The organism is Pseudomonas sp. JBR1 (genome assembly GCF_028198185.1).
In the GTDB taxonomy this organism is placed as follows: domain Bacteria; phylum Pseudomonadota; class Gammaproteobacteria; order Pseudomonadales; family Pseudomonadaceae; genus Chryseomonas; species Chryseomonas oryzihabitans_E.
The window spans coordinates 2,060,189-2,080,814 of the sequence record NZ_CP116340.1 but is presented as its reverse complement, the minus strand read 5'-3'; the positions used below and the strand labels follow the sequence as shown (position 1 = coordinate 2,080,814).

Annotated in this window: 21 protein-coding genes; 13 read left to right on the top strand and 8 right to left on the bottom strand. The window is 67.4% G+C overall.

All coding sequences use genetic code 11. The features are described 5' to 3' along the window. The first annotated feature begins 78 nt into the window (after positions 1-78). From PJ259_RS09670 to PJ259_RS09650, 5 genes are all read left to right on the top strand, one after another. Complete coding sequence (locus tag PJ259_RS09670; protein ID WP_271655606.1) at positions 79-831, top strand: electron transfer flavoprotein subunit beta/FixA family protein; 753 nt, start codon at positions 79-81, stop codon at positions 829-831. Then, a complete protein-coding gene (locus tag PJ259_RS09665; protein WP_173149421.1) occupies positions 831-1,760 on the top strand; it encodes an electron transfer flavoprotein subunit alpha/FixB family protein in 930 nt (309 codons plus the stop codon). The genes PJ259_RS09670 and PJ259_RS09665 overlap by 1 nt, the downstream gene beginning before the upstream one ends. Positions 1,761-1,977: 217 nt before the next feature. Beyond that, on the top strand, positions 1,978-3,411 hold the full coding sequence (locus PJ259_RS09660) for an aminotransferase-like domain-containing protein (protein WP_271655605.1): 1,434 nt from the start codon (positions 1,978-1,980) through the stop codon (positions 3,409-3,411). Between the two features lie 107 nt (positions 3,412-3,518). Then, positions 3,519-4,055 (top strand): hypothetical protein, encoded by a 537-nt coding sequence (locus PJ259_RS09655; protein ID WP_271655604.1) that lies wholly within the window; start codon positions 3,519-3,521, stop codon positions 4,053-4,055. 113 nt (positions 4,056-4,168) lie between these two features. Beyond that, a complete protein-coding gene (locus PJ259_RS09650) occupies positions 4,169-5,278 on the top strand; it encodes a Gfo/Idh/MocA family protein (RefSeq protein ID WP_271655603.1) in 1,110 nt (369 codons plus the stop codon). A gap of 61 nt (positions 5,279-5,339) precedes the next feature. Here the strand turns inward: PJ259_RS09650 and PJ259_RS09645 are convergent, their stop codons facing one another. Next, positions 5,340-5,507 carry a DUF2897 family protein gene (locus PJ259_RS09645; RefSeq protein WP_271655602.1) on the bottom strand — a complete coding sequence of 56 codons (168 nt, stop codon included), beginning with the start codon at positions 5,505-5,507 and terminating at the stop codon, positions 5,340-5,342. Between the two features lie 48 nt (positions 5,508-5,555). Then, a complete protein-coding gene (locus PJ259_RS09640) occupies positions 5,556-6,011 on the bottom strand; it encodes a multidrug/biocide efflux PACE transporter (RefSeq protein ID WP_271655601.1) in 456 nt (151 codons plus the stop codon). 82 nt (positions 6,012-6,093) lie between these two features. Between PJ259_RS09640 and PJ259_RS09635 the strand changes: the two genes are divergently transcribed. The 5 genes from PJ259_RS09635 (at position 6,094) to PJ259_RS09615 (ending at position 11,737) form a co-directional block, all read left to right on the top strand. Beyond that, positions 6,094-6,969 (top strand): LysR family transcriptional regulator, encoded by an 876-nt coding sequence (locus tag PJ259_RS09635; RefSeq protein ID WP_059315720.1) that lies wholly within the window; start codon positions 6,094-6,096, stop codon positions 6,967-6,969. A gap of 90 nt (positions 6,970-7,059) precedes the next feature. Next, the gene (gene pyrF / locus PJ259_RS09630) at positions 7,060-7,758 is read left to right on the top strand and encodes an orotidine-5'-phosphate decarboxylase (protein WP_059315719.1); all 699 of its coding nucleotides are present in this window, start codon (positions 7,060-7,062) and stop codon (positions 7,756-7,758) included. Positions 7,759-7,860: 102 nt separating this feature from the next. Continuing rightward, entirely contained in the window at positions 7,861-8,778 is a 918-nt protein-coding gene (locus PJ259_RS09625) for an AAA family ATPase (protein ID WP_059315718.1), read from the top strand. Further along, complete coding sequence (locus PJ259_RS09620; RefSeq protein ID WP_442964878.1) at positions 8,748-9,731, top strand: DUF58 domain-containing protein; 984 nt, start codon at positions 8,748-8,750, stop codon at positions 9,729-9,731. Before PJ259_RS09625 ends, PJ259_RS09620 begins: the two co-directional genes overlap by 31 nt. Beyond that, positions 9,728-11,737: a transglutaminase TgpA family protein gene (locus PJ259_RS09615; protein ID WP_271655599.1), complete on the top strand. Its 2,010-nt coding sequence runs from the start codon at positions 9,728-9,730 to the stop codon at positions 11,735-11,737. The genes PJ259_RS09620 and PJ259_RS09615 overlap by 4 nt, the downstream gene beginning before the upstream one ends. Here the strand turns inward: PJ259_RS09615 and PJ259_RS09610 are convergent. The 3 genes from PJ259_RS09610 to PJ259_RS09600 all read right to left on the bottom strand — a co-directional run bounded on the left by PJ259_RS09610 (position 11,719) and on the right by PJ259_RS09600 (position 14,237). Next, on the bottom strand, positions 11,719-11,898 hold the full coding sequence (locus PJ259_RS09610; RefSeq protein WP_271655598.1) for a hypothetical protein: 180 nt from the start codon (positions 11,896-11,898) through the stop codon (positions 11,719-11,721). The genes PJ259_RS09615 and PJ259_RS09610 overlap by 19 nt on opposite strands. A 74-nt stretch (positions 11,899-11,972) precedes the next feature. Continuing rightward, positions 11,973-13,247, bottom strand: a complete 1,275-nt coding sequence (locus PJ259_RS09605; RefSeq protein WP_271655597.1) for a methyl-accepting chemotaxis protein — start codon at positions 13,245-13,247, stop codon at positions 11,973-11,975. 159 nt (positions 13,248-13,406) lie between these two features. Continuing rightward, on the bottom strand, positions 13,407-14,237 hold the full coding sequence (locus PJ259_RS09600; RefSeq protein ID WP_271655596.1) for a TatD family hydrolase: 831 nt from the start codon (positions 14,235-14,237) through the stop codon (positions 13,407-13,409). Between the two features lie 88 nt (positions 14,238-14,325). On the opposite strand from PJ259_RS09600, the gene PJ259_RS09595 reads away from it, so the two are divergent. Beyond that, positions 14,326-15,756 (top strand): transglycosylase SLT domain-containing protein, encoded by a 1,431-nt coding sequence (locus PJ259_RS09595; RefSeq protein ID WP_271655595.1) that lies wholly within the window; start codon positions 14,326-14,328, stop codon positions 15,754-15,756. A gap of 153 nt (positions 15,757-15,909) precedes the next feature. Continuing rightward, on the top strand, positions 15,910-16,215 hold the full coding sequence (locus PJ259_RS09590; protein ID WP_059315711.1) for a hypothetical protein: 306 nt from the start codon (positions 15,910-15,912) through the stop codon (positions 16,213-16,215). A gap of 4 nt (positions 16,216-16,219) precedes the next feature. Here PJ259_RS09590 and greB read toward each other — a convergent pair whose 3' ends face one another. Genes greB through PJ259_RS09575 form a run of 3 tightly spaced genes read right to left on the bottom strand, consistent with a single transcriptional unit; the run spans position 16,220 to position 19,908 of the window. Next, positions 16,220-16,723 (bottom strand): transcription elongation factor GreB, encoded by a 504-nt coding sequence (greB, locus tag PJ259_RS09585; protein ID WP_271655594.1) that lies wholly within the window; start codon positions 16,721-16,723, stop codon positions 16,220-16,222. A 3-nt stretch (positions 16,724-16,726) separates the two neighbouring features. Continuing rightward, positions 16,727-19,237, bottom strand: a complete 2,511-nt coding sequence (locus tag PJ259_RS09580) for an ABC transporter permease (RefSeq protein ID WP_271655593.1) — start codon at positions 19,235-19,237, stop codon at positions 16,727-16,729. Further along, the gene (locus PJ259_RS09575; RefSeq protein WP_271655592.1) at positions 19,234-19,908 is read right to left on the bottom strand and encodes an ABC transporter ATP-binding protein; all 675 of its coding nucleotides are present in this window, start codon (positions 19,906-19,908) and stop codon (positions 19,234-19,236) included. Before PJ259_RS09575 ends, PJ259_RS09580 begins: the two co-directional genes overlap by 4 nt. A 148-nt stretch (positions 19,909-20,056) precedes the next feature. Here PJ259_RS09575 and PJ259_RS09570 point away from each other — a divergent pair, with 148 nt between their 5' ends. After that, a complete protein-coding gene (locus PJ259_RS09570) occupies positions 20,057-20,611 on the top strand; it encodes an arylesterase (RefSeq protein ID WP_271655859.1) in 555 nt (184 codons plus the stop codon). Positions 20,612-20,626 lie beyond the last annotated feature (15 nt).

The following is a 20,626-nucleotide window of genomic DNA, read 5'->3' as shown; positions in this document are numbered from 1 at the left end:
GTTGGATCGGCAGGGGTCGTGTCCAACGCAAGGCCGCCTTGGCGTCCTGTTTATTCACCAGAATAAATCGAGGGATTCATGAAGGTTCTCGTAGCTGTCAAACGCGTGGTGGACTACAACGTCAAGGTCCGCGTCAAGGCCGACCAGAGCGGTGTCGACCTGGCCAACGTCAAGATGTCCATGAACCCCTTCTGCGAGATCGCCGTGGAAGAAGCGGTGCGCCTGAAGGAAAAGGGTATCGCCAGCGAGATCGTGGTCGTGACCGCGGGTCCGGCCCAGGCGCAGGAGCAACTGCGTACCGCCCTGGCACTGGGCGCCGATCGCGCCGTGCTGATCGACACCGGCACTGCCGAGCTGTCGTCGCTGACCACCGCCAAGCTGCTCAAGGCGGTGGTGGACAAGGAACAGCCGCAGCTGGTGATCCTTGGCAAGCAGGCCATCGACAGCGACAACAACCAGACCGGCCAGATGCTGGCCGCCCTGACCGGCTTCGCCCAGGGTACCTTCGCCTCCAAGGTGGAGCAGGCGGGTGACGGCCTCAACGTGACCCGCGAGATCGATGGCGGTCTGCAGACGGTATCGCTCACGCTGCCGGCGGTGGTCACCACCGACCTGCGTCTCAATGAGCCGCGCTACGCCTCGCTGCCCAACATCATGAAGGCCAAGAAGAAGCCACTGGAAACCCTGACCCCGGACGCCCTGGGCGTGGCGGTGAACGCCTCCTACGAGGTGGTCAAGGTAGAAGCCCCGGCAGGCCGTCAGGCGGGCATCAAGGTCAAGTCCGTGGCCGAACTGGTCGAAAAACTCAAGAACGAAGCGAAGGTGATCTGATGGCCATTCTCGTCATTGCCGACCACGACAACGCCAACCTCTTTGGCGCCACTCTGAATACCGTGGCCGCGGCCCAGGCCATCGGCGGCGACATCCATGTGCTGGTCGCCGGCCAGAATGCCCAGCCGGTCGCCGAGGCCGCCGCCAAGATCGCTGGCGTCAGCAAGGTGCTCCTGGCCGACAACGCCGCCTATGCCCACCAGTTGCCGGAAAACGTCGCGCCGCTGGTGGTCGAGCTGGCCGCCAACTACAGCCATGTCCTGGCCGCCGCCAGCACCAATGGCAAGAACTTCCTGCCGCGCGTGGCCGCGCTGCTGGACGTCGACCAGATCTCCGAGATCATCGCCGTCGAATCCGCCGACACCTTCAAGCGGCCGATCTATGCCGGCAACGCCATCGCCACCGTGCGCTCCACGGCGCCGGTCAAGGTGATCACCGTGCGCGCCACCGGTTTCGATCCGGTCGCCGCCGAGGGTGGTTCCGCCGCCATCGAAGCCGTGAGCCTGGTCAAGGACGCTGGGGTTTCCAGCTTCGTCGGCGAAGAGCTGGCCAAGTCCGATCGTCCCGAGCTGGGCGCCGCCAAGGTGGTGGTCTCCGGTGGTCGTGGGCTGCAGAACGGCGACAACTTCAAGATCCTCTACGCCCTGGCCGACAAGCTGGGCGCGGCGGTAGGTGCCTCGCGCGCCGCGGTGGACGCCGGTTTCGTGCCCAACGACATGCAGGTCGGTCAGACTGGCAAGATCGTCGCGCCCCAGCTGTACATCGCCGTCGGCATCTCCGGTGCCATCCAGCACCTGGCGGGCATGAAGGATTCCAAGGTGATCGTCGCCATCAACAAGGACGAGGAGGCGCCGATCTTCCAGGTGGCCGACTATGGCCTGGTGGGTGATCTGTTCGAGCTGATCCCGGAGCTGGAAAAGGCCATCTGAGGTTTTTCGCCAGCCAAGAGCCCGCCCTTTGGCGGGCTTTTTCATGGGCGCGGCCGGCCTCTCGGTAGAGCCCTTGGCGTCAAAGAGAGGTGCGCCGGTTCCTTGTCGTTTTTGGACATTGCCGCCCCGGGAAGGGAAGCGGTAAGGTCGAGGCTAGCTGTACCGGTATACCTCCAGAATAGCCTGCTACTGTTCCGCTCTCGTCCAGGAAGACGCCATGACCAACCTGTTGCTCTATCAGCGCATCGCCCAGCAATTGGCGAACGATATCCGCACGGGGGTCTACAAGCCCGGCGAGCGGGTGCCGTCGGTGCGCAAGTTGAGTCAGCAGCTGGGCGTGAGCCATGCCAGTGTCCTGCAGGCCTATGCCACCCTGGAAGACCAGGGGCTGATCCGTGCCCGACCGCAGTCGGGATTCTATGTGCACCAGACTCCGGCGCTGACCGCGCCGACGCCGGACATCGCCACGGTGGAGCGGCCCAGTCTGGTGACCCGCGCGGGCATCATCAGCCAGGTCCTGGCCGAATCGCGTCGCGAAGGCGTGGTGCCCCTGGGCATGGCCGTGCCCCAGACCGATTACCTGCCGCTGCGGGCGCTGCACCAGCAACTGTCCAAGGTCACCCGCTTCCAGGCCCGCGCGGCTTTCTCCTACCTGCACAGTCCGGGCTTCGAGCCCCTGCGCCGTCAGGTGGCGATCCGCCTGCGCGATGCCGGGGTGGTGGTGGGTCCGGAGGAGGTGGTGATCACCCACGGCTGCGTGGATGCCCTGCAGATGTCGCTGCGGGTGCTGACCAAGCCAGGCGATCTGATCGCCACCGAGTCGCCGTCCTACTATGGCCTCCTGCAGCTGGCCGAGGTGCTGGGCCTCAAGGTGATCGAAATTCCCTGCGATCCCGAAACCGGTCTCAGCGTCGAGGCGCTACAGCTGGCGGCGAGCCAGTGGCCGGTCAAGGCCCTGGTGGTGACCCCGCGACTGAGCAATCCCCTGGGTGGCAGCATGCCCGAAGCGCGGCAGAAGCAGCTGCTCAGGCTGGCGGCGGAGCGCAACATCGCCATCGTCGAAGACGACATCTACGGGGAGCTGACCTACGAAAGCGGCTCCAAGGCGCTCAAGGCCCTCGACAAGCAGGGACGCGTCATCTACTGCTCGAGCTTTTCCAAGACCCTGTCGCCCGGCGTCCGTATCGGCTGGGTGGTGGCCGGGCCCTATCAGGAAGACATCTGCCGACTGCAGACCTTCACCACCCATTCGGCCTGCAGCGTGACCCAGATGGGCGTTTCCGCCTATCTGGAGAATGGTGGCTACGACCGCCACCTGCGCGCCATCCGCCAGGAGTACCGGCGCAACATGACCGCTTTCCAGCTGGCGATCCAGGAGCATTTCCCCGAGGGCACCCAGATGAGTCGGCCCAAGGGTGGCTTCATCCTCTGGGTCAGCCTGCCGGTGCGGGTGGATACCCGCCTGCTGCACCAACGGGCCCTGGATCAGGGGGTGAGCATTGCCCCGGGCATGATCTTCAGCAACACCGATCAGTTCAACCACTGCATCCGCCTCAATTGCGGTCTGCCCTGGGGGCGCGATGCCCAGCGGGCGCTGATGACCCTCGGCCTGCTCGCTCGTCAGCTCTGCCAGGAAACCCTGGCCGCCTAGCGGCGTCTCTGGAACCCGGTTCGAGGCCAGCGGGTCGGTTGTAGTAGCTGACTCCTGTCGCGCCCGCCGCTCCGGTCGAGGCGCCTTGGCTTGTTGATGGTGGACCTATGCGTGCATACCTGGCGATGATGGTGACGGCGGTGGCTCTTTCACTGCTCGGCTGCGACAACGACGCGCCACCAAAGACCGCTAAGGCCCCAGCCGCGCCGGCTGCCGCTCCGGCACCCGCACCTGCCGCGCCACCCGTGGCAAGTGCGGCGCAAGGCAGTGCGGCGGACCTGCGTGCCCTGCGTCTGGACCCCTTGCCAGCCAAGGCCTTCGTGCTGCCCGCACCGTCACTGAAAAAGCGGGACCTGGCCAAGAACGGTCAGCTCAAGAAGCCTGCCGCGCCCAAGGCGCCACCGGCCGCAGCCCATCCTCTCGACCTCAGCATGCCGGGTGAAGTCGAGGCGCCCCAGGCGCTGACGTCACGCCGCGTCGCGCCCAAGAAGGCCGAGAACACCGTTGCCGAAGCCAACTTGCTGCCACAGCTGTTTCGCGGCAAGGATGACCCTGGCCGTTTCGAGCTGGGCGGGCGGGTCATCAGCCGGGATCGCAGCGACGATTTCGAAGGGGCCGAGGTCGAGTTGCGCTTTCGACGCTAACCCGCTGCAGCTGGCTTGCCATTGTTGAACACCCGTCCGGAACTTAGTCGCCTGGATGCTTGCCGACAGTTCAGGTGGCGGACACGTCGTCTGCCTGGATTAGGGAGCGCTCCATGCCCAGTGCGACAGGCAAGATTCGTTATGCGGTAGTAGGCGGTGGTTGGATTTCCCAGGGCGCCTTCATGCCCGGGATTGGTCAGACAGATAATTCCGAGATGACCGCCCTGGTCACCGGCGATCCCATCAAGGCGCGGGATCTGGCCGCCAAGTACGGCCTCAAGAGCTATGCCTACGAAGAATTTCCGGCCCTGCTGGCGTCGGGTGAGATCGATGCGATCTACCTGGCCACGCCCAATTTCCGTCATCTGGAATTCGCGGTGCCGGCGCTGGATGCCGGTATCCACGTCCTGCTGGAAAAGCCCATGGCGATCAGTGAGGAAGAATGCCAGGCGATCAACGCGGCAGCGAAGCGCTCCGGGGCCAAGCTGATGATCGCCTATCGGCTGCACTGCGAGCCGGGTACGGTGGAGATGATCGAGCGGGTACGCAAGGGCGAGATCGGTGATCCGCGCCTGTTCACCGCGACCTTCACCCAACCGGTCGATACGACCAATCACCGGGCGCAGAGTGGCTTCTGGGCTGGCCCGGTCACCGACATGGGGCCCTATCCGCTCAATGCCGTGCGGGCGCTCTTTGGTGACGAGCCTATCGAAGTCAGTGCGGTGGGTGCGCAAACACCAGGACGCGACGTCACGACCTGGGATGCCGTGGCCGTGACCCTGCGCTTCCCCGAGGAGCGGCTGGCGAGCTTTACCGTCAGCTTCAGTGGGCCCAATACCGAGCGTTTCCAGCTGGTGGGCCGCAAAGGTGAGATCGAAGCCTCGCCGTGCTTTGGTTTCGGTGAAGGCGTCGCGATTGGCTATCGCCTGACCGTGGACGGCGAAACCCAGGAGCACAAGGCACCGGTGGTGGATCACTTCGGCGGCGAGACGGCCTACTTCTCCGATTGCATCCTGCAGGATCGCCAGCCAGAAATGGACGGGGAGGAGGGCTGGCGCGATGTCCGCGTGCTGGCGGCCATCGAACGCGCCCTGGAAAGCGGTCAGCCGCAGCGCCTGGAGCCGCTACCCAAGCGCCAGGGACCTACCGCCGAGCAGGTACGCAGCCTGCCGCTGGCGCAGGTGCCAGAGTACGTCAACACCAAGGCGCCACTGGAGTCCTGACGAAGCAAGGCCCTGCGGCACGCTGATGCGGCAGGGCCTTGTCCGGGAGCCAGGGTTGCCTTCAGCGGTCCTGGGCCTCCTTGGCATCCATCTCGGCATTGCGCTGCCGAATCTTGTCTTTCTGTTCGTCGGTCAGGGGCACCTTGCGCGCCGTGTCCTTGAGCATGAGCAGGCTGCCGACCACCGAGCCGACGGCGACCAGCAGGATCAACCAGGCATACCAGGGCATCTGTCTTCTCCTTGAGTGGCTGTAAAGCTTCGACCACAGGAGAGCTTATCAGTGCGCCCGGCAAGCCGCGCCCGTGCGTCTGAGCCAGGCGGCATAACCCAGGTCGTAGAGCCAGTTGAACGCCAGGGTATAGGGCAGGAAGAACAGGATCAGTCCCAGGTCCAGCAGCAGGGCCTGCCACAGGCTGATGGACAGCCACCAGGCGGCCAGCGGCACCAGCACCACGATCAGTCCGCCCTCGAAGCCCAGGGCATGCAGCAGGCGCACACCCAGCCCCCGGGTGAAGCCCAGGCGTTGCTGCAGTCGATCGAAGCCCAGGTTGAAGACCAGGTTCCAGATCATGGCGATGGCGGAAAAGGCAGCGGTAAGCAGGCCCATGTGCCCGAGGGGGCGATCCAGCAGCCAGGCCAGGGTCGGAGTGGCGAGCAGCACGGCCATCCCTTCGAAGAGCAAGGCGTGCAGTACGCGGGCACTGGCGGGACGCTGGGTGAGCTGGATGGACATGAGACGACTCCGCAATGGACAGGCCTTCAGTCTCATCGGCTAAGCTAGGGGGATCAAAGTGGTGTCCATAGGCGGAGCCGATATGTATCCCAATGCCGAGGCCCTGGAGGCCTTCGTCGAAGCTGCTGCCTCGGGCTCTTTCAGCGCGGCCGGACGCGTCCTGGGCAAGCGCCAGTCCAGCATCAGCGAGAGCATTGCCCGGCTGGAAGATGAATTGGGAGTGGTGCTGTTCGACCGGCAGGGCCGTTATCCCCTGCTTACGGCGGCGGGTGAGCAGCTCCTCGATCAGGCGCGCGCCGTGCTTTCCGCCCACGACCGCCTGGCCAATCGCGCCACCCAGCTCGCGGCCGGCGTGGAGCCACGCCTGACGCTGGTGATTTCCGATACCTACCAGCCCACCCGCTATGAGGCGCTCCTGACCGAGCTGGACCAGCGTTATCCGGATCTCGAATTCGAATGCCTGATCGCCGAGGACGCCGATGTGCTCAACCTGGTGCAGGGGCGGGCGGACCTGGGCCTGCTGGCGGGTCAGCCGCCGTACCCGGCGGATATCGAGGCCGCGACCCTGGATGGCCTGGTGACCTTTGGCCTGTACGTGGCTGCCGATCACCCGCTGGCGGCGCTGCCGCGGGTCACCACGGCCGACCTCGCGCCCTATCGCCTGTTGCGCCTGAGCACCGTGACCGAATCCTCCCAGCAGGTCTGCCGTCTGCCGGACACCCGGGGGCGCTGCTGGTCGGCGCCGGACTACCTGCTGCTGCTGGACATGGCGGTGCAAGGCTTCGGCTGGGCCGAGCTGCCGCTCTGGTTGGTGAAGACCTTTGGCCAGGACCGCTTGGTGGAACTGGCCGTGCCAGGCTGGCCGCAGCGGGTGGCGGTGGATGTGGTCTGGTCACGGCGACGAGCACTGGGGCCGGCGGGCAACTGGCTGCGCGAGCGGTTGCTCAGGCCCAGTTGACTGACCAAGGCCACGTCGGGCAGCTGCCAAGTGCCCGCGCGGCGCTTTTCTGCGAAAATGCCGGCCTTTGCCGTTTTGCCGAGAGCCCCCATGTCCGCCTGCCAGTCTCCCATCATCGTCGCCCTGGATTTCCCCTCGTCGTCCGCCGCCCTGGCGCTGGCCGACCGGCTCGACCCCGCCACCTGCCGGGTCAAGGTTGGCAAGGAGCTGTTCACCGCCAGCGCCGCCGGTGTGGTGGAGGCCTTGCGCACACGCGGTTTCGAGGTGTTTCTCGACCTGAAATTCCACGACATTCCCAACACCACCGCCATGGCGGTCAAGGCTGCCGCGGAGATGGGCGTCTGGATGGTCAACGTCCACTGCTCGGGTGGCCTGCGCATGATGACCGCCTGTCGCGAGACCCTGGAGGCCTTCAGCGGACCCAAGCCGCTGCTGATCGGTGTCACCGTGCTGACCAGCATGGAGCGTGAGGACCTGGCCGACATCGGTCTGGACGTGGATCCCCAGGAACAGGTCCTGCGCCTGGCCGGCCTCGCCGCCCGCGCGGGAATGGACGGCCTGGTCTGTTCGGCCCAGGAGGCCTCGGCGCTCAAGGCCGCGCAACCGGCGCTGCAACTGGTCACCCCTGGTATTCGCCCGGCCGGCAGCGCCCTGGACGATCAGCGCCGCATCCTTACCCCGCGCGAGGCGCTGGATGCCGGCTCCGACTACCTGGTGATCGGCCGTCCCATCGCCCGGGCTGCCGATCCGGCACGCGCCGTGGAAGAGATCCTCGCCACCCTGAAATAAGCGTTAAATCTCCCGGGCGCGGCTACCGGCAAAAGGTGCTGCTATTCTCGTTCTGCAGGCCGACGCCTTCCCGCGTCGGCGCAAGGCGAGAGACCTCAGGGCATGCACGATAGGTTGAACGCCTGTCTCAAGGCGGTAGACGGCGTTTTGTTGGGCAAGGAAACCCAGGTCAGGCTGGCATTGGCCTGCCTGCTGGCGCGGGGGCATCTGCTGATCGAGGACCTGCCCGGCATGGGCAAGACCACCCTCAGCCATGCCCTGGCCAAGGTGCTGGGGCTGTCCTTCCAGCGTATCCAGTTCACCTCGGACCTCTTGCCCGGCGATATCCTCGGCACCTCGGTGTTCGATCGCGACAGCGGTCAGTTCGTCTTCCATCCCGGCCCGGTGTTTGCCGAGCTGCTACTGGCCGACGAGATCAACCGGGCCACGCCCAAGAGCCAGAGCGCACTGCTCGAAGCCATGGAGGAGGGGCAGGTGACCATCGAGGGCGCCACCCGGCCCTTGCCCGAGCCCTTCTTCGTCATTGCTACCCAGAACCCGGTTTCCCAGGGCGGCACCTTCGCCCTGCCGGAATCCCAGCTCGACCGCTTCCTGATGCGGCTGTCGCTCGGTTATCCCGGCCGCGCCGCGGAACGCGCCCTGCTGCTCGGCGGTTCCGGGCGCGAGCAGCTGCCGCGCCTGGAGCCACTGCTGGATCATGCCCAGCTGCGGCTGATCCAGACCGAGGTGCCGCGCATCCATGCCAGCGAGGCGGTGGTGGACTATGTGCTACGCCTGGTGGAGGCCACCCGCACCCAGACCTCCTTCGCGCTCGGCCTGTCACCCCGCGGCAGCCTGGCCTTGCTGGCCGCAGCCCGAGCCTGGGCCTTGCTGGCGGGCCGTGACCACGTGCTGCCCGAGGATGTCCAGACGGTGCTGCCGGCGGTGGCCGGGCATCGCCTGCGCGATATCGCCGATCCCGCCGGGCATGGCGGCGGCGCCCTGGTGCAGTGGCTGCTGCGCGAAGTCCCGGCGCTGTGACCGGCGGCGCCTGGCAGCGCTATCGAGACGGTTGGCTGGCCCGACGGATTCCGCCGGCCAATCGCATCACCCTCGATCAGCGACGCATCTTCATTCTGCCTACCCGCCAGGGTGGCGCCTTCGCCATTGCCCTGCTGCTGATGCTGCTGGCTGGCATCAATTACCAGAACAGCCTGGCCTATGGCCTGACCTTCCTGCTGTTTTCCCTGGCGCTAGTGGCCATGTTGCATACCTATCGCAACCTGGCCGGCTTGCAACTGGCCGGTGGCGGGGCCGGCCCGGTGTTCGCCGGAGAGGCGGCCGGGTTTCGCCTGCGCCTGGAAAGCGACCGTCGGGCACACCAGGGCATCGGCCTGGGCTGGCACGGCGAGCCCCTGATCCTTAGCGATGTGCCGGCCCGGGAGAGCGTCGCCCTGCAGGTGTTCCATCCGGCGCCGACGCGCGGCTGGCTCAGGCCCGCGCGGCTGCGGGTGGAGAGCCGTTTCCCGCTCGGCCTGTTCGTCGCCTGGAGCTGGCTCGACCTGGACGTGCGCGCCCTGGTCTATCCGCAGCCGCTGGCGACCACGACGCCGCTGCGCAGTGGCCAGGATGCCGGTAGCGAGGAAGGCCAGCGCCAGACGGGGCAGGGCGCCGACGACTTCCAGGGGCTGCGGCCCTATCAGCCCGGCGATTCACGGCGGCGGTTGGACTGGAAGGCCTTTTCTCGCGGGCAGGGGCTGCTGGTGAAAGACTTCACCGCCCTGGCCGGCAGCGAACTCTGGCTGGATTTCACCGTACTCGATGGCGATACCGAGACGCGGCTGTCCTGGCTGTGCCAGGCGGTGCTGGACTGCAGTAGCCGTCAGCTGCGCTTCGGCCTGCGCCTGCCCGGCGTGGAGCTGAGTCCGGCCACCGGTGAGCCTCACCGCGATGCGGCCCTGCAGGCCCTGGCCCTGTTCGGACGGCCGGCATGAGCACCGCCGTGCCGCAACCCATTCCGCGCATCGCCCTGGTCTGGCTACTGGTGGCCCAGGCCCTGGTGATCCTGCCGCATCTCACCCATCTGCCGCCTTGGGTCGGGCTGCTCTGGGGTTTTTGCGCCGGTTGGCGGGTGCTGCTGTTCCGCATGAAGGTTCGCGCGCCTAGCCGTCTGGAAAAGGGCGGCCTGCTGCTGCTGACCATGGGCGGTATCTGGCTGTCGCGCGGATCCTTCATCGGTCTGGACGCGGGTGCCGTCCTGCTGCTGGTGACCTTCGCCCTCAAGCTGATCGAGATGCACAGCCGTCGCGATGCCCTGGTGGTCATCTACCTGGGCTTTTTCGCCGTGGTGATCGCCTACCTGTTCGAAGACGGCCTGCTCGCCGCGCTCTACAGCCTGCTGCCGGTGACCGCCCTGGTGGCGGCGCTGATCGGCCTGCAGCAGAGTGCCCTGGCCAGCCGTCCGCTGGCGACCCTCAAGGTCGCCGGCATGCTGTTGCTCCAGGCGGTACCCCTGATGCTGCTGCTGTTCCTGGTGTTTCCCCGCATCGGCCCGCTGTGGTCACTGCCGCAACCGGGTGACCAGGCGCGCACCGGACTGGGCGACAGCATGGCGCCCGGCGAGATCGCCCAGCTGTCGCAGTCCGCCGAGCGGGTGTTCAGGGTAAGCTTTGACGGCGAGCGGCCGGCCCAGCGTGACCTCTACTGGCGCGCCACCACCTATGAACGCTTCGATGGCACGCGCTGGTCGGTCGACCCGGACACGGCCTGGAGTCCGGAACCGGCCTGGACGCCCGTCGGACCCCGGCTGGACTATCAGGTGGTGATGGAGCCGAGCGGTCGGCCCTGGCTCTATGGCCTGGACGTGGCGCGCAGCGATCAGCGCGACGTACGCCTGGCCAGCGACTTCCATCTGCAGCGCCGCCGTCCGGTGGACCAGGCGCTGCTCTATCGCGCGAGCAGCTGGCCCCAGGCCCGCCGTGAGCCGGACCGGCTCTCAGCCTCCAGCCAGCGCCGGGCCCTGCAGGTGCCCAGCGGGGGCGAGCCGCGCACCCGAGCCTGGGTGGCCCAGCTCAAGGCGCGCGAGCCGACGCCCGACGCCCTGGCCCAGGCGATCCTGGCCTATTTTCGCCAGCAGCCCTTCGTCTATACCCTGCAACCACCCACGGCGAGCGTGGATGCCATCGATGCCTTCCTCTTCGACAATCGTCGCGGCTTCTGCGCCCACTATGCCGGCGCCATGACCTTCGCCCTGCGGGTTGCCGGCATTCCAGCGCGAGTGGTGGCCGGCTATCAGGGTGGTGAATTCAACACCGCGGGCGGCTATCTGCTGGTGCAGCAATTCGATGCCCACGCTTGGGTGGAATACTGGCTACCGGCGCGCGGCTGGATCAGTGTCGATCCCACCGCCCAGGTGGCGCCCGAGCGGATCGAACGCGGCCTGCAGGAAGCCCTGGCGGCCCAGGGTGCGGCCAACGAATTTCTCGCCGACGATCCCTTCGCCGCCAATCGCTACCGCGACCTGGCCTGGCTCAACGGCCTGCGGCTCGGCTGGGATCGCATCAACTACGGCTGGCAGCGCTGGGTGCTCAACTACCAGGAAGATACCCAGGGCGAGTTGTTCAAGCGCCTGCTCGGTGAGGGTTCGCTGCAACGCCTGGGGCTGCTGTTGGCACTGCTGGTGCTGGGCGTACTCGGGGTGATGGCGCTCCTGGTGCTCAAGCCCTGGCAGCGGACGCGAGATCCGCTGCTGGCGCGCTTCGGCCAGTTCGAGCGCCTACTGGCGCGCCAGGGGGTGAGACGGCGCAGTGGTGAACCGGCCGGTTCCTTCGCCGGCCGGGCGATGACGGAGCTGCCGGCGGCCCGAGAGGGGATTGCGGCTTTTTCCCAGGAATTCCAGGCGCAGCGCTATGCCAACCGGCCAAGCGATCCGGTCGCGCTGGCGAAAGCCCTGAAGCAGCTGAAGCGTCAGCTGCGTGGCCGTCAGGCGCGCAGTGACTGAGGTGCGGGGAGGGCGTCAGGCTCTTGCAGCGCGAAGGCCACCAGGCAGACGACGGCCGCCAGGATCAGCGGTTGCGGATGGGAGTTGCCCAGGGCCTGGGCGATGCAGCCCAGGCCAAGCAAGAGCAGAACGGCGGAAGTGAGGGTAGTGACCGAGCGCATGACGGTTCTCCGAAAACGTGCGGGCATCTTGCCGCCTGTCGGGCAACCGTGCGAATGCGCTCTCGCTATGGAGGCTATAGGCGCAACTGGCGGATCGCCTGATTCAGGGTTCCTGCGAGGGCGGCCAGTTCCGTGCTGGTGCTGGCCGACTCCTGCGTCAGCAGCATGGTCCTTTCCGTGACATCGCGGATGCCTACAACCGACCTGCTCATCTCTTCCGCCACCTGGGCTTGCTGTTCCGCGGCAACGGCGATCTGGGTGTTGCTGTCGCGCATCAGGGTCACGGCGGCGGTGATGTCGGCCAGGGCCTGCCCAGCGGCGCCGGCCTGCACCACGCAGTCGTCGGCCTTGAGCGAACTCTCGCGCATGAATTCCACGGCATCGCGGGTACCGGCCTGAAGACCGTCGACCATGCGGGTGATCTCGTCGGTGGAACCCTGGACGCGCTTGGCCAGGTTGCGCACCTCGTCGGCCACCACGGCGAAGCCACGGCCGGCCTCGCCGGCGCGAGCGGCTTCGATGGCGGCGTTGAGCGCCAGCAGGTTGGTCTGCTCGGCGATACCGTGAATGACATTGACCACGCTGGTGATGCGTTCGCTGTTCTCGGCCAGCTCCTGGATCATCACCGCGGTCTGCTGCACGCCCTGGGAGAGGCCGGCGATGGAATGGCTGACACGCTCCACTGCCTGCTGACCCGCCCCGGCCAGGCGATCGGCTTCCTGGGATTGGTCGCGAGTACCGGCGGCGTGTTCGGCGATCTGCTGCACGGTGGCGCTCATCTCGTTGATGGCAGTGGCGGCCTGATCGGTCTCGTGCTGTTGATCCTGCATGCCGCCGCGGACGCCCTGCATGCCGCTGGCCAGGCGCCCGGCGCCTTCGTCCAGGCGCGAGGCGCTGGCAGCCACGGTACCGACGACGCGGGTGTAGCTGTCCTGCATGGCGTTGAAGGCCTGGGTCATCTGCCCGACCTCGTCGCGCCCGCGCACCTCGACCCGCGCGGTGAGATCGCCATTGCGCTCCACCCGCAGCATGGTGTCCTTGAGGCGCTGCAGATTGCCGAGGATGAAGCGGATCAAGAGCTGCGAGGCCACCAGCAGTACCAGCATCAGCACGCCCACGGCCAAGGCGTATTCCGGGGCGCGGGCGAGGAAGACTTCACCGAAGGTCGGGGCGCTCAGGTGGGCGGCCGCGTCACCCACGGCGGTCTTGACCGCCTTGAGCTGTTCAGCGCGACCGGAGACTTCCAGCTGCATGGCGAACAGCACCAGCAGCAGGCTGGTGACGAAGGCGACGGCATTGACCGCCCAGAACTTGTACTTGAGGGAGATATCACGCAGCCAGGCAAACATAGGGGGCATCCAGTCGGCGGGGCCGCACAGCCTGGCAGGCTGGCACAACCCGGATCTTGACTGGCGTCAACGTCCTGCCAGAGGAAGGCGACGCCGTGGAACAAGCCCTGAGTTTAACGGCCCGCGCGGCCCCGACTTTAGCGCAGCGGCACCCCGTACCTATCTGAATTCCTCATCCCGCTCTGGCACGATGATCTCCGGCAGCTCGAAGAAGGCCCGGGCGGTAGCGGTGGTGTGCAGGGCAGTCTGTTCAGGTGTTTCCTGGCGCAGACGGGCCACGGTGCGCAGGATTTCCGGCAGGAAAGCCGGTTCGTTGTGGCCATGGCGCGGCTTGGGTCTGAGGGTGCGTGGCAACAGGTAGGGCGCATCGGTTTCCAGCATCAGTCGGCCGACCGGGATCTGTCCGACCAGCTCGTGCAGGTGCAGGCCGCGGCGTTCGTCGCAGATCCAGCCGGTGATACCCAGGTGCAGGTCGAGATCCAAATAGCCGTAGAGCGCCTTGCGTTCGCCGGTGAAGCAGTGGACCACCGCCGCCGGCAGGTGGTCGCGATAGTCGCGCAGGATGGCCAGCATCCGCTCGCTGGCGTCGCGCTCGTGGAGAAACACGGGCCGGCGCAATTCGGCGGCTAGCGCCAGCTGTTCCTCGAAGCAGCGCTCCTGCTGCGGTCGCGGGGTGAAATCGCGATTGAAGTCCAATCCGCATTCGCCCAGGGCACGCACCTTGGGCTGGCTGGCCAGGTCACGCAGGGTCTTGGCGGCGCTGGCGTTCCAGGTCGAGGCTTCGTGGGGATGGACGCCCGCAGTGCTGAACAGGGCTTCGCCCGCGTCCAGGCGCAGGCAGAGGTTGAGGGCGTTCTCGCTGTCCTCCAGCGTGGTGCCGGTGAGCACCAGCTGCATCACCCCGGCGGCCTGGGCTCGCTCGATCACCGCATCCACCTCCTTGAGCAGACTGGGATGGGTGAGGTTGACGCCGATGTCGATCAATTGCATGGTGCGGGCCTTCTACAGACTTTGTTTCTTCATTCTATCCGTAGTCCGGGTGCTATCGGCGCTGTCCCGGCCAGGTCAGGAGTCCTGGATGCCGTTTCGATTCGCCCTTGCCGTCCTCGGCTGCCTGCTCGCCTGCTCCGTCCAGGCCCGGTTGGGCGCCTTGCCACCGGAAGCGCCGCGCCATGTCGCGGCGCGCGACCTGGTCGCCATCGAGCGCGCCGGTGAATTGCGCGTCCTGGTCAACCAGAGCCGGCACAGCTCCGGCGAATGGAACGGCCAGGCGCTGGGCGTCGAGTATCGGCGGCTGGAGGCCTTCGCTCGTTATTTGCAGCACCAGCCTGGTGGCCGGCCGCTACGGCTGGTCTTCGTCCCCAAGGCCAAGGACGATCTGCTGCCAGCGCTGCAAAGAGGCGAGGGCGATCTGGTGGCGCCGGGCGAAACCCTGCTGCCACCACCGCATTCGGCGCTGATCGCCGCGTCGGTGGCAGCACCCACCAGCCTAGTGGTGGTGAGTGGGCGTGGCCAGCGTCTGCCACGCCATCTGGAACAGCTGGCGGGCCGTCGAATCGTGCTGCCCCAGGGCAGTGCCGCCGGGCCGGCCCTGGCGCGGCTCAACGCCCAGCTGGAAAAGCGTAGGCTGCGGCCGGTACAGGTCGAGTGGGCCGATCCGACCCTGGCGGTGGAAGATGTCCTGGAGCTGACCCAGGCTGGTATCTACCCGCTCACCGTCGTCGAGTCCGGCCTGGCTCATCGTTGGGCGCGAGTGCTGTCGCGGCTGCGGGTGGCCGACCGCCTGGTGGTGGCGCATGACCAGGCCCAGCTCTGGTATCTACGCGCCCCGGCGCACCAGCTCGCCGAACGGGTCCGGTCCTTCGCTCGGCAACCCGTGGCACGGGATGACGACAAGGCCTTTCGCCAGGCCTATGCACGCCGCTATCAGGTGCGCGATCCGCTGCAGGCCCATGACCGCAAGCGGCTGGCCAGGGTCCGGCCATTGCTGCAACGCTATGCCAAGGCCTACGACTTCGACTGGCTGACCCTGGCCGCCATGGCCTACAAGGAATCCGGCCTGGATCCCCACGCCCGCGGCGCCGGACGCGCTGCCGGACTGCTGCAGATCACCCCGCGAGCGGCGCGCAGTGTCGGGGTGCGCAGCCTTCATTCCGCCGAAGACAACGTCAAGGCCGCCACTCGCTATCTGGCACGTCTGCGCCGGGAATTCTTCTCCAGTCCCAGGCTGACCGAGCGCGAGCGCCGTGCCTTTACCCTGGCGGCCTACAACCTGGGGCCGGAGCGCGTCCAGGCACTGCGGGCCAAGGCGCGCAAGCAGGGGCTGGATGGTGATCGCTGGTTCTTCCAGGTCGAACGCATCGCCGCCGAGGAAGTGGGCATCGGGGTGGTCAACTATGTTGCCAGCGTCAACAAGTACCGGGTGGCTTTCAGTCGTGAACGGGCGCGTCTCGAGGCGCCGGCCGTGGCGGCGGCAAGCCCTGAAGAGACTGGGCATAAGGACGGTTGAGACCCGCTTGACAGGGCAGCCGAGGCCTCCCTAGGATGATCCTGCGCCGATTTAAACAGCAACTTGCGGGGCGCTCCCAAATACCGCTAAAGCGCTGGACGGAACAGGCCTCGTACTACCGCCCAGCTGGATCTACGAGGCGGAATTTCGTCCATGCTTCCTCTCCCGCTACGCCTTACCCCGCTCACCCAGGGCAGGCTCGCCTGTCATCCCACCATTCTGCTCGGCGGTCCCGACCAGCCTACGCTGCTGCGCTATCTCGAAGGCTGGCCCAAGCGCTGGCCCCACAGCCGCACCCTGCAGATTCGCTTCGCCAACCAGGCCGAGCAGTTGCGTCTCTTCGGCGATGACAGCTTCGACTTCGCCGTGGTGCAGTCACCAGGCCAGGCCGGTCTCGAACCCTTGGTGCGGGAACTGACCCGGGTAGCGCGGCAGGGCGTGATTACCCGACGCCGTTGAGTCGTCAGTCGTCGGGGTAGGTGATCTCGACGATATACCAGCGCTGGTCACCGGCTGGCGTCTCCAGCCGGACTTCCGCGTCCAGCGCCTTGCCCACCAGCGCGCGCGCCAAGGGCGAGTCGATGCTGATGAGGTTCTGCCTGAGGTCCAGTTCGTCCGGGCCGACGATGCGGTAGCGCTTCTCGGCGCCCTCATCGTCTTCCAGGGTGACCCAGGCGCCGAAATAGACCTTGGTCGGATCGGCCGGGCGCTCACGGATCACCTTGAGATTCTCCAGGCGCTTGCGCAGGAAGCGCACCCGGCTGTCGATCTCGCGCAGCATCTTCTTGCCGTAGATGTACTCGGCGTTTTCCGAACGGTCGCCCAGCGCGGCCGCCTCGCTCACCGCCTGGGTGACCTGGGGCCGGCGCACGTTCCACAACTCGTGGAGTTCGGCGCGCAGGCGTGCCTCGCCAGCGGCGGTGATCAGGGGCGTGCCGGCGGTGCGCGGCGGACGGTAACGACTCATGGATCAGCTTTCTCTCAGGATCAGTAACGGACTGGCGGTGATGGACCGCCGCGTGCCCAGCAGTCCGGCCGCGCCGACCAGCAAGGCGCCCAGCACCGGCAGGAGCAGCAGCCAGGGGTGGGGTTGCCAGTCCAGGTCGAAGGCCAGCCGGTAGAGCAGGGCGCTGACGATCTCGCAACCAAGCGCCGCGAGCAAGCCGCTGGTGCCACCGAGCAGGATGAATTCGGTCCGCCGCGCCCGTTGCAGCAGCTCTCGTCGCGCACCTAGCGCACGCAGGAGGGCGCCCTGGCGGATGCGCTCGTCCAGGGTGGCCTGCAAGCCGGCCAGCAGCACGGCAATGCCGGCAGCCAGCACGAAGAGCAGCACGAACTCCACCGCCACGCTGACCTGGCGCAGGATACTGCGCAGCTGGTCCAGCAGGGCGTCGATGGGCAGCAGGGTCACCGCCGGGAACTGTCGGGCCAGGGCCAGCAACTCGCGGTCATGGCCCGGCGGCAGGTAGAAGCTGCCCAGGTAGGTGAAAGGCACGCCTTCCAGGGCACCCGGGGCGAAGATGACGAAAAAGTTGGGCTGGAAATTGTCCCAGCCCACCTGCCGCAGGCTAGTGACGCGTGCCTCGATCTGGCGATCACCGATGACGAAGCCCAGGGTGTCACCCAGGCCGACGCCCAGGCTGCGCGCCAGCTCGCTTTCCAGCGAGACGCCGGGCAGATCGCCGGCGGGCAGGGTATCCCACCACTGGCCGGCTTCCAGGCGGTTGCCGTCCGGCAACTGCGCCGACCAGGTCAGGTTGAGATCGCGTCGGGTGGCGCGCCCACCGCGGGAGTCGTCCTCCAGGCCTTCCTGGGCCGGATGCCCCTTCACGCTGACCAGACGGCCCTGGACGATGGGGTAGAGCGGACTGGCATGGGGCGATAGGCCGGCCACCGCCGTAGCGAAGGCCTGGCGTTCGTCCGGCAGCACATTGAGGGCGAAGTGATTGGGTGCTTCGACCGGCAGTTGCGCCTGCCAGCGCTCCAGCAGCTCGCCACGCAGCAGCACCACCAGGCTCATGGCCAGCAGAATCAGGCCGAAGGCCAGGGTCTGGCCCACGGCCGCCAACGGATGTCGCAGCAGTTGACCCAGGCCCAGGCGCCAGGCCAGGGGCGCACCCTGCAATCCTCGCCGCAGCAGGCGCAACGCCAGGTAGAGCAGGCTGCCGAACAGCAGGCCGGCCACCAGGCCGCCCACCAGCAGCGCCAGGGTCAGGCGCAGGTCCAGCGACAGCCGCCACATGATCAGCCCCAGGGCGAGCAGGGCGCAGCCATAGACCAGCCAGGTCCGCAGGGGCACCGGTTGCAGATCGCTGCGCAGTACCCGCAAGGGCGGTACCCGGCCGAGGGCCGCCAGGGGTGGCAGGGCGAAGCCAGCCAGGGCGACCAGTCCGGTGCCCATGCCCGCGAGCGCCGGACCGATGCCGGCCGGCGGCAGCCGTGCTGGCAGGAGACCGTGGAGGAGCTGGAATAGCACCAGCTGCGCCAGCCAGCCCAGCAGGGCGCCGAGTAGGCTCGCGGCCAGGCCCAGCAGTCCCAGTTGCAGGCCATAGAGCAACAGGGCGTCGCGCCGGGTCAGGCCCAGGCAGCGCAGCAGGGCGCTGGCGTCGAAGCGCCGGGTGGCGAAGCGATTGGCCGACAGCGCCACGGCCACACCGGCCAGCACCACCGCCACCAGGCTGGCCAGGCCGAGATAGCGCTGGGCGCGCTCCAGGGCGTTGCCCAGTTGCCGATTGCCGTCGCCGGGTCCCTCGAAACGCTGGTTGGCGGCCAGGTCCGGCGTGAGGGCCTGGCGGTAGGCGGCGAGGGCCTGAGGCTCGCCCCGCCAGAGTTCGCGGTAGCGCACCCGGCTGCCGGGCTGGATGACGCCAGTAGCGGCGACGTCGTCGAGATTGATCAGCACCCGTGGCGTCAGGCTGTAGAAGTCACCGGCGCGGTCCGGTTCATAGGTGAGTACCCGGGAGATGGTGAGGGGCTTGCGCCCGATGTCGAGACGGTCGCCGACCTTGGCGTCGAGGGCCAGCAGCAGGCGTGGTTCGACCCAGGCTTCCCCAGGAGCCGGGGCGCCACCCGGCTGGTCGGGAGCGTCCGGTACCGCAGCGCTGCGCATCTCCCCGCGTAGCGGGAAATTCGCCTGGACCGCCTTGACGCTGGCCAGTTGCAAGGCTTCGGCACCCGCGGCCATGGTGCTGAAATTGAGCGTGCGACTGTGTTCGAGGCCCAGTTGCAGGCCAGCGTCCACCTGCTCCGGCCGCGCCGGTTCGCTGCCCAGCAGCACCAGGTCGGCGGCGAGGAATTCGCTGGCACGATTCTCCATGCCGGCGCCCAGGCGGGCGGTGAAGTAGCCGATGGCGACACTGGACGCGACGGCCACCACCAGGGCCAGGCAGAGCATGCGGATCTCGCCGGCACGAATCTCGCGCAGACTCTGGCGCCAGGCCAGGAGGAACAGCCGCGCCAGCGGCAGACCGGTCCTGTTCATGCCGCGACCTGCCGACCGCCTTCCAGGCGCAACTGGCGGGCGCAACGGGCGGCCAGGCGCTCGTCATGGGTCACCAGCACCAGCGTCGTACCCTGTTCCCGGTTGAGCTCGAACAGCAGGTCACTGATGTGGCCGCCGGTGCGGCTGTCGAGATTGCCGGTGGGTTCGTCGGCGAAGAGAATGCTCGGCCGCGGGGCGAAGGCTCGTGCCAGGGCAACCCGCTGCTGCTCGCCGCCGGAGAGCTGGCGGGGATAGTGACGCAGGCGCTCACCCAGGCCGACCCGCTCCAGCAGGGCCATTGCCTGCTCACGGGCCTGGCGCGCGCCCTCCAGCTCCAGGGGCAGCATGACGTTTTCCAGGGCGGTGAGGCTGTCCAGCAACTGGAAGGACTGGAAGACGAAGCCCACCCGTTCCGCGCGCAGGCGGGCTCGGGCATCTTCGTCGAGGGTGTCCAGGCGCTGGCCGGCGAGATGGACCTCCCCGCTGCTGGGCAGGTCGAGACCGGCCAGCAGCCCGAGCAGGGTGGACTTGCCGGAACCCGAGCTGCCGACGATGGCCAAACTGTCGCCGGCTTCCAGTTCCAGATCCAGCGCCTGGAGGATCGGCAGCGCACCTTCCGCGCCCGTGACGACCTTGCTAAGGTCTCGTGCCAGCAAAATGACTTCGCTCATGAGGTATCCGATGCCGTATTCGAGGGGCCCGCAAACGGGCGGCTGTGGCGAGTTAGAGTCAAAAAGCCGTGCGAAGTCCAGAGCGCCTTTGCGCCAAGGCATTGCCTGGCTACTGGCCCTGCTGTGCCTGACCCTGACGCCGCTGGCCATGGCGCGCACCCTGCTGGTGGTGGGTGACAGCATCAGCGCTGGCTACGGCCTGGCCGACGGCCAGGGGTGGGTACGGCTGCTGGAGCAGCGCCTGCAGGAGCAGAAGATCGATTACCAGGTAGTGAACGCCTCCATCAGCGGTGATACCACGGCTGGAGGCCTGGCACGGCTGCCACCCCTGCTGGCCGACCATCGGCCTGAGGTGGTGGCCATCGAGCTGGGTGGCAACGACGGCCTGCGCGGCCAGCCGCTGGCCCAGATCGAGCGCAACCTCACCGCCCTGGTGGAGCAGGCCAAGGCCAAGGGCGCCCGTGTCCTGCTCCTGGGCATGCGCCTGCCACCCAACTATGGGCCGCGCTATACCGACGGCTTCGCCCAGGTCTACACGGACGTGGCCAAGGCCCAGCAAGTGGCCCTGGTGCCCTTCCTGCTCGAAGGGGTAGGGGGCGATCCGGCCTTCATGCAGCCGGACGGCATTCATCCCCAGGCCAATGCCCAGCAGCGGCTGCTGGAAAACGCCTGGCCGCACCTGCAGCCGCTGCTGCGCGACTGAACGTCGGACTTTTCC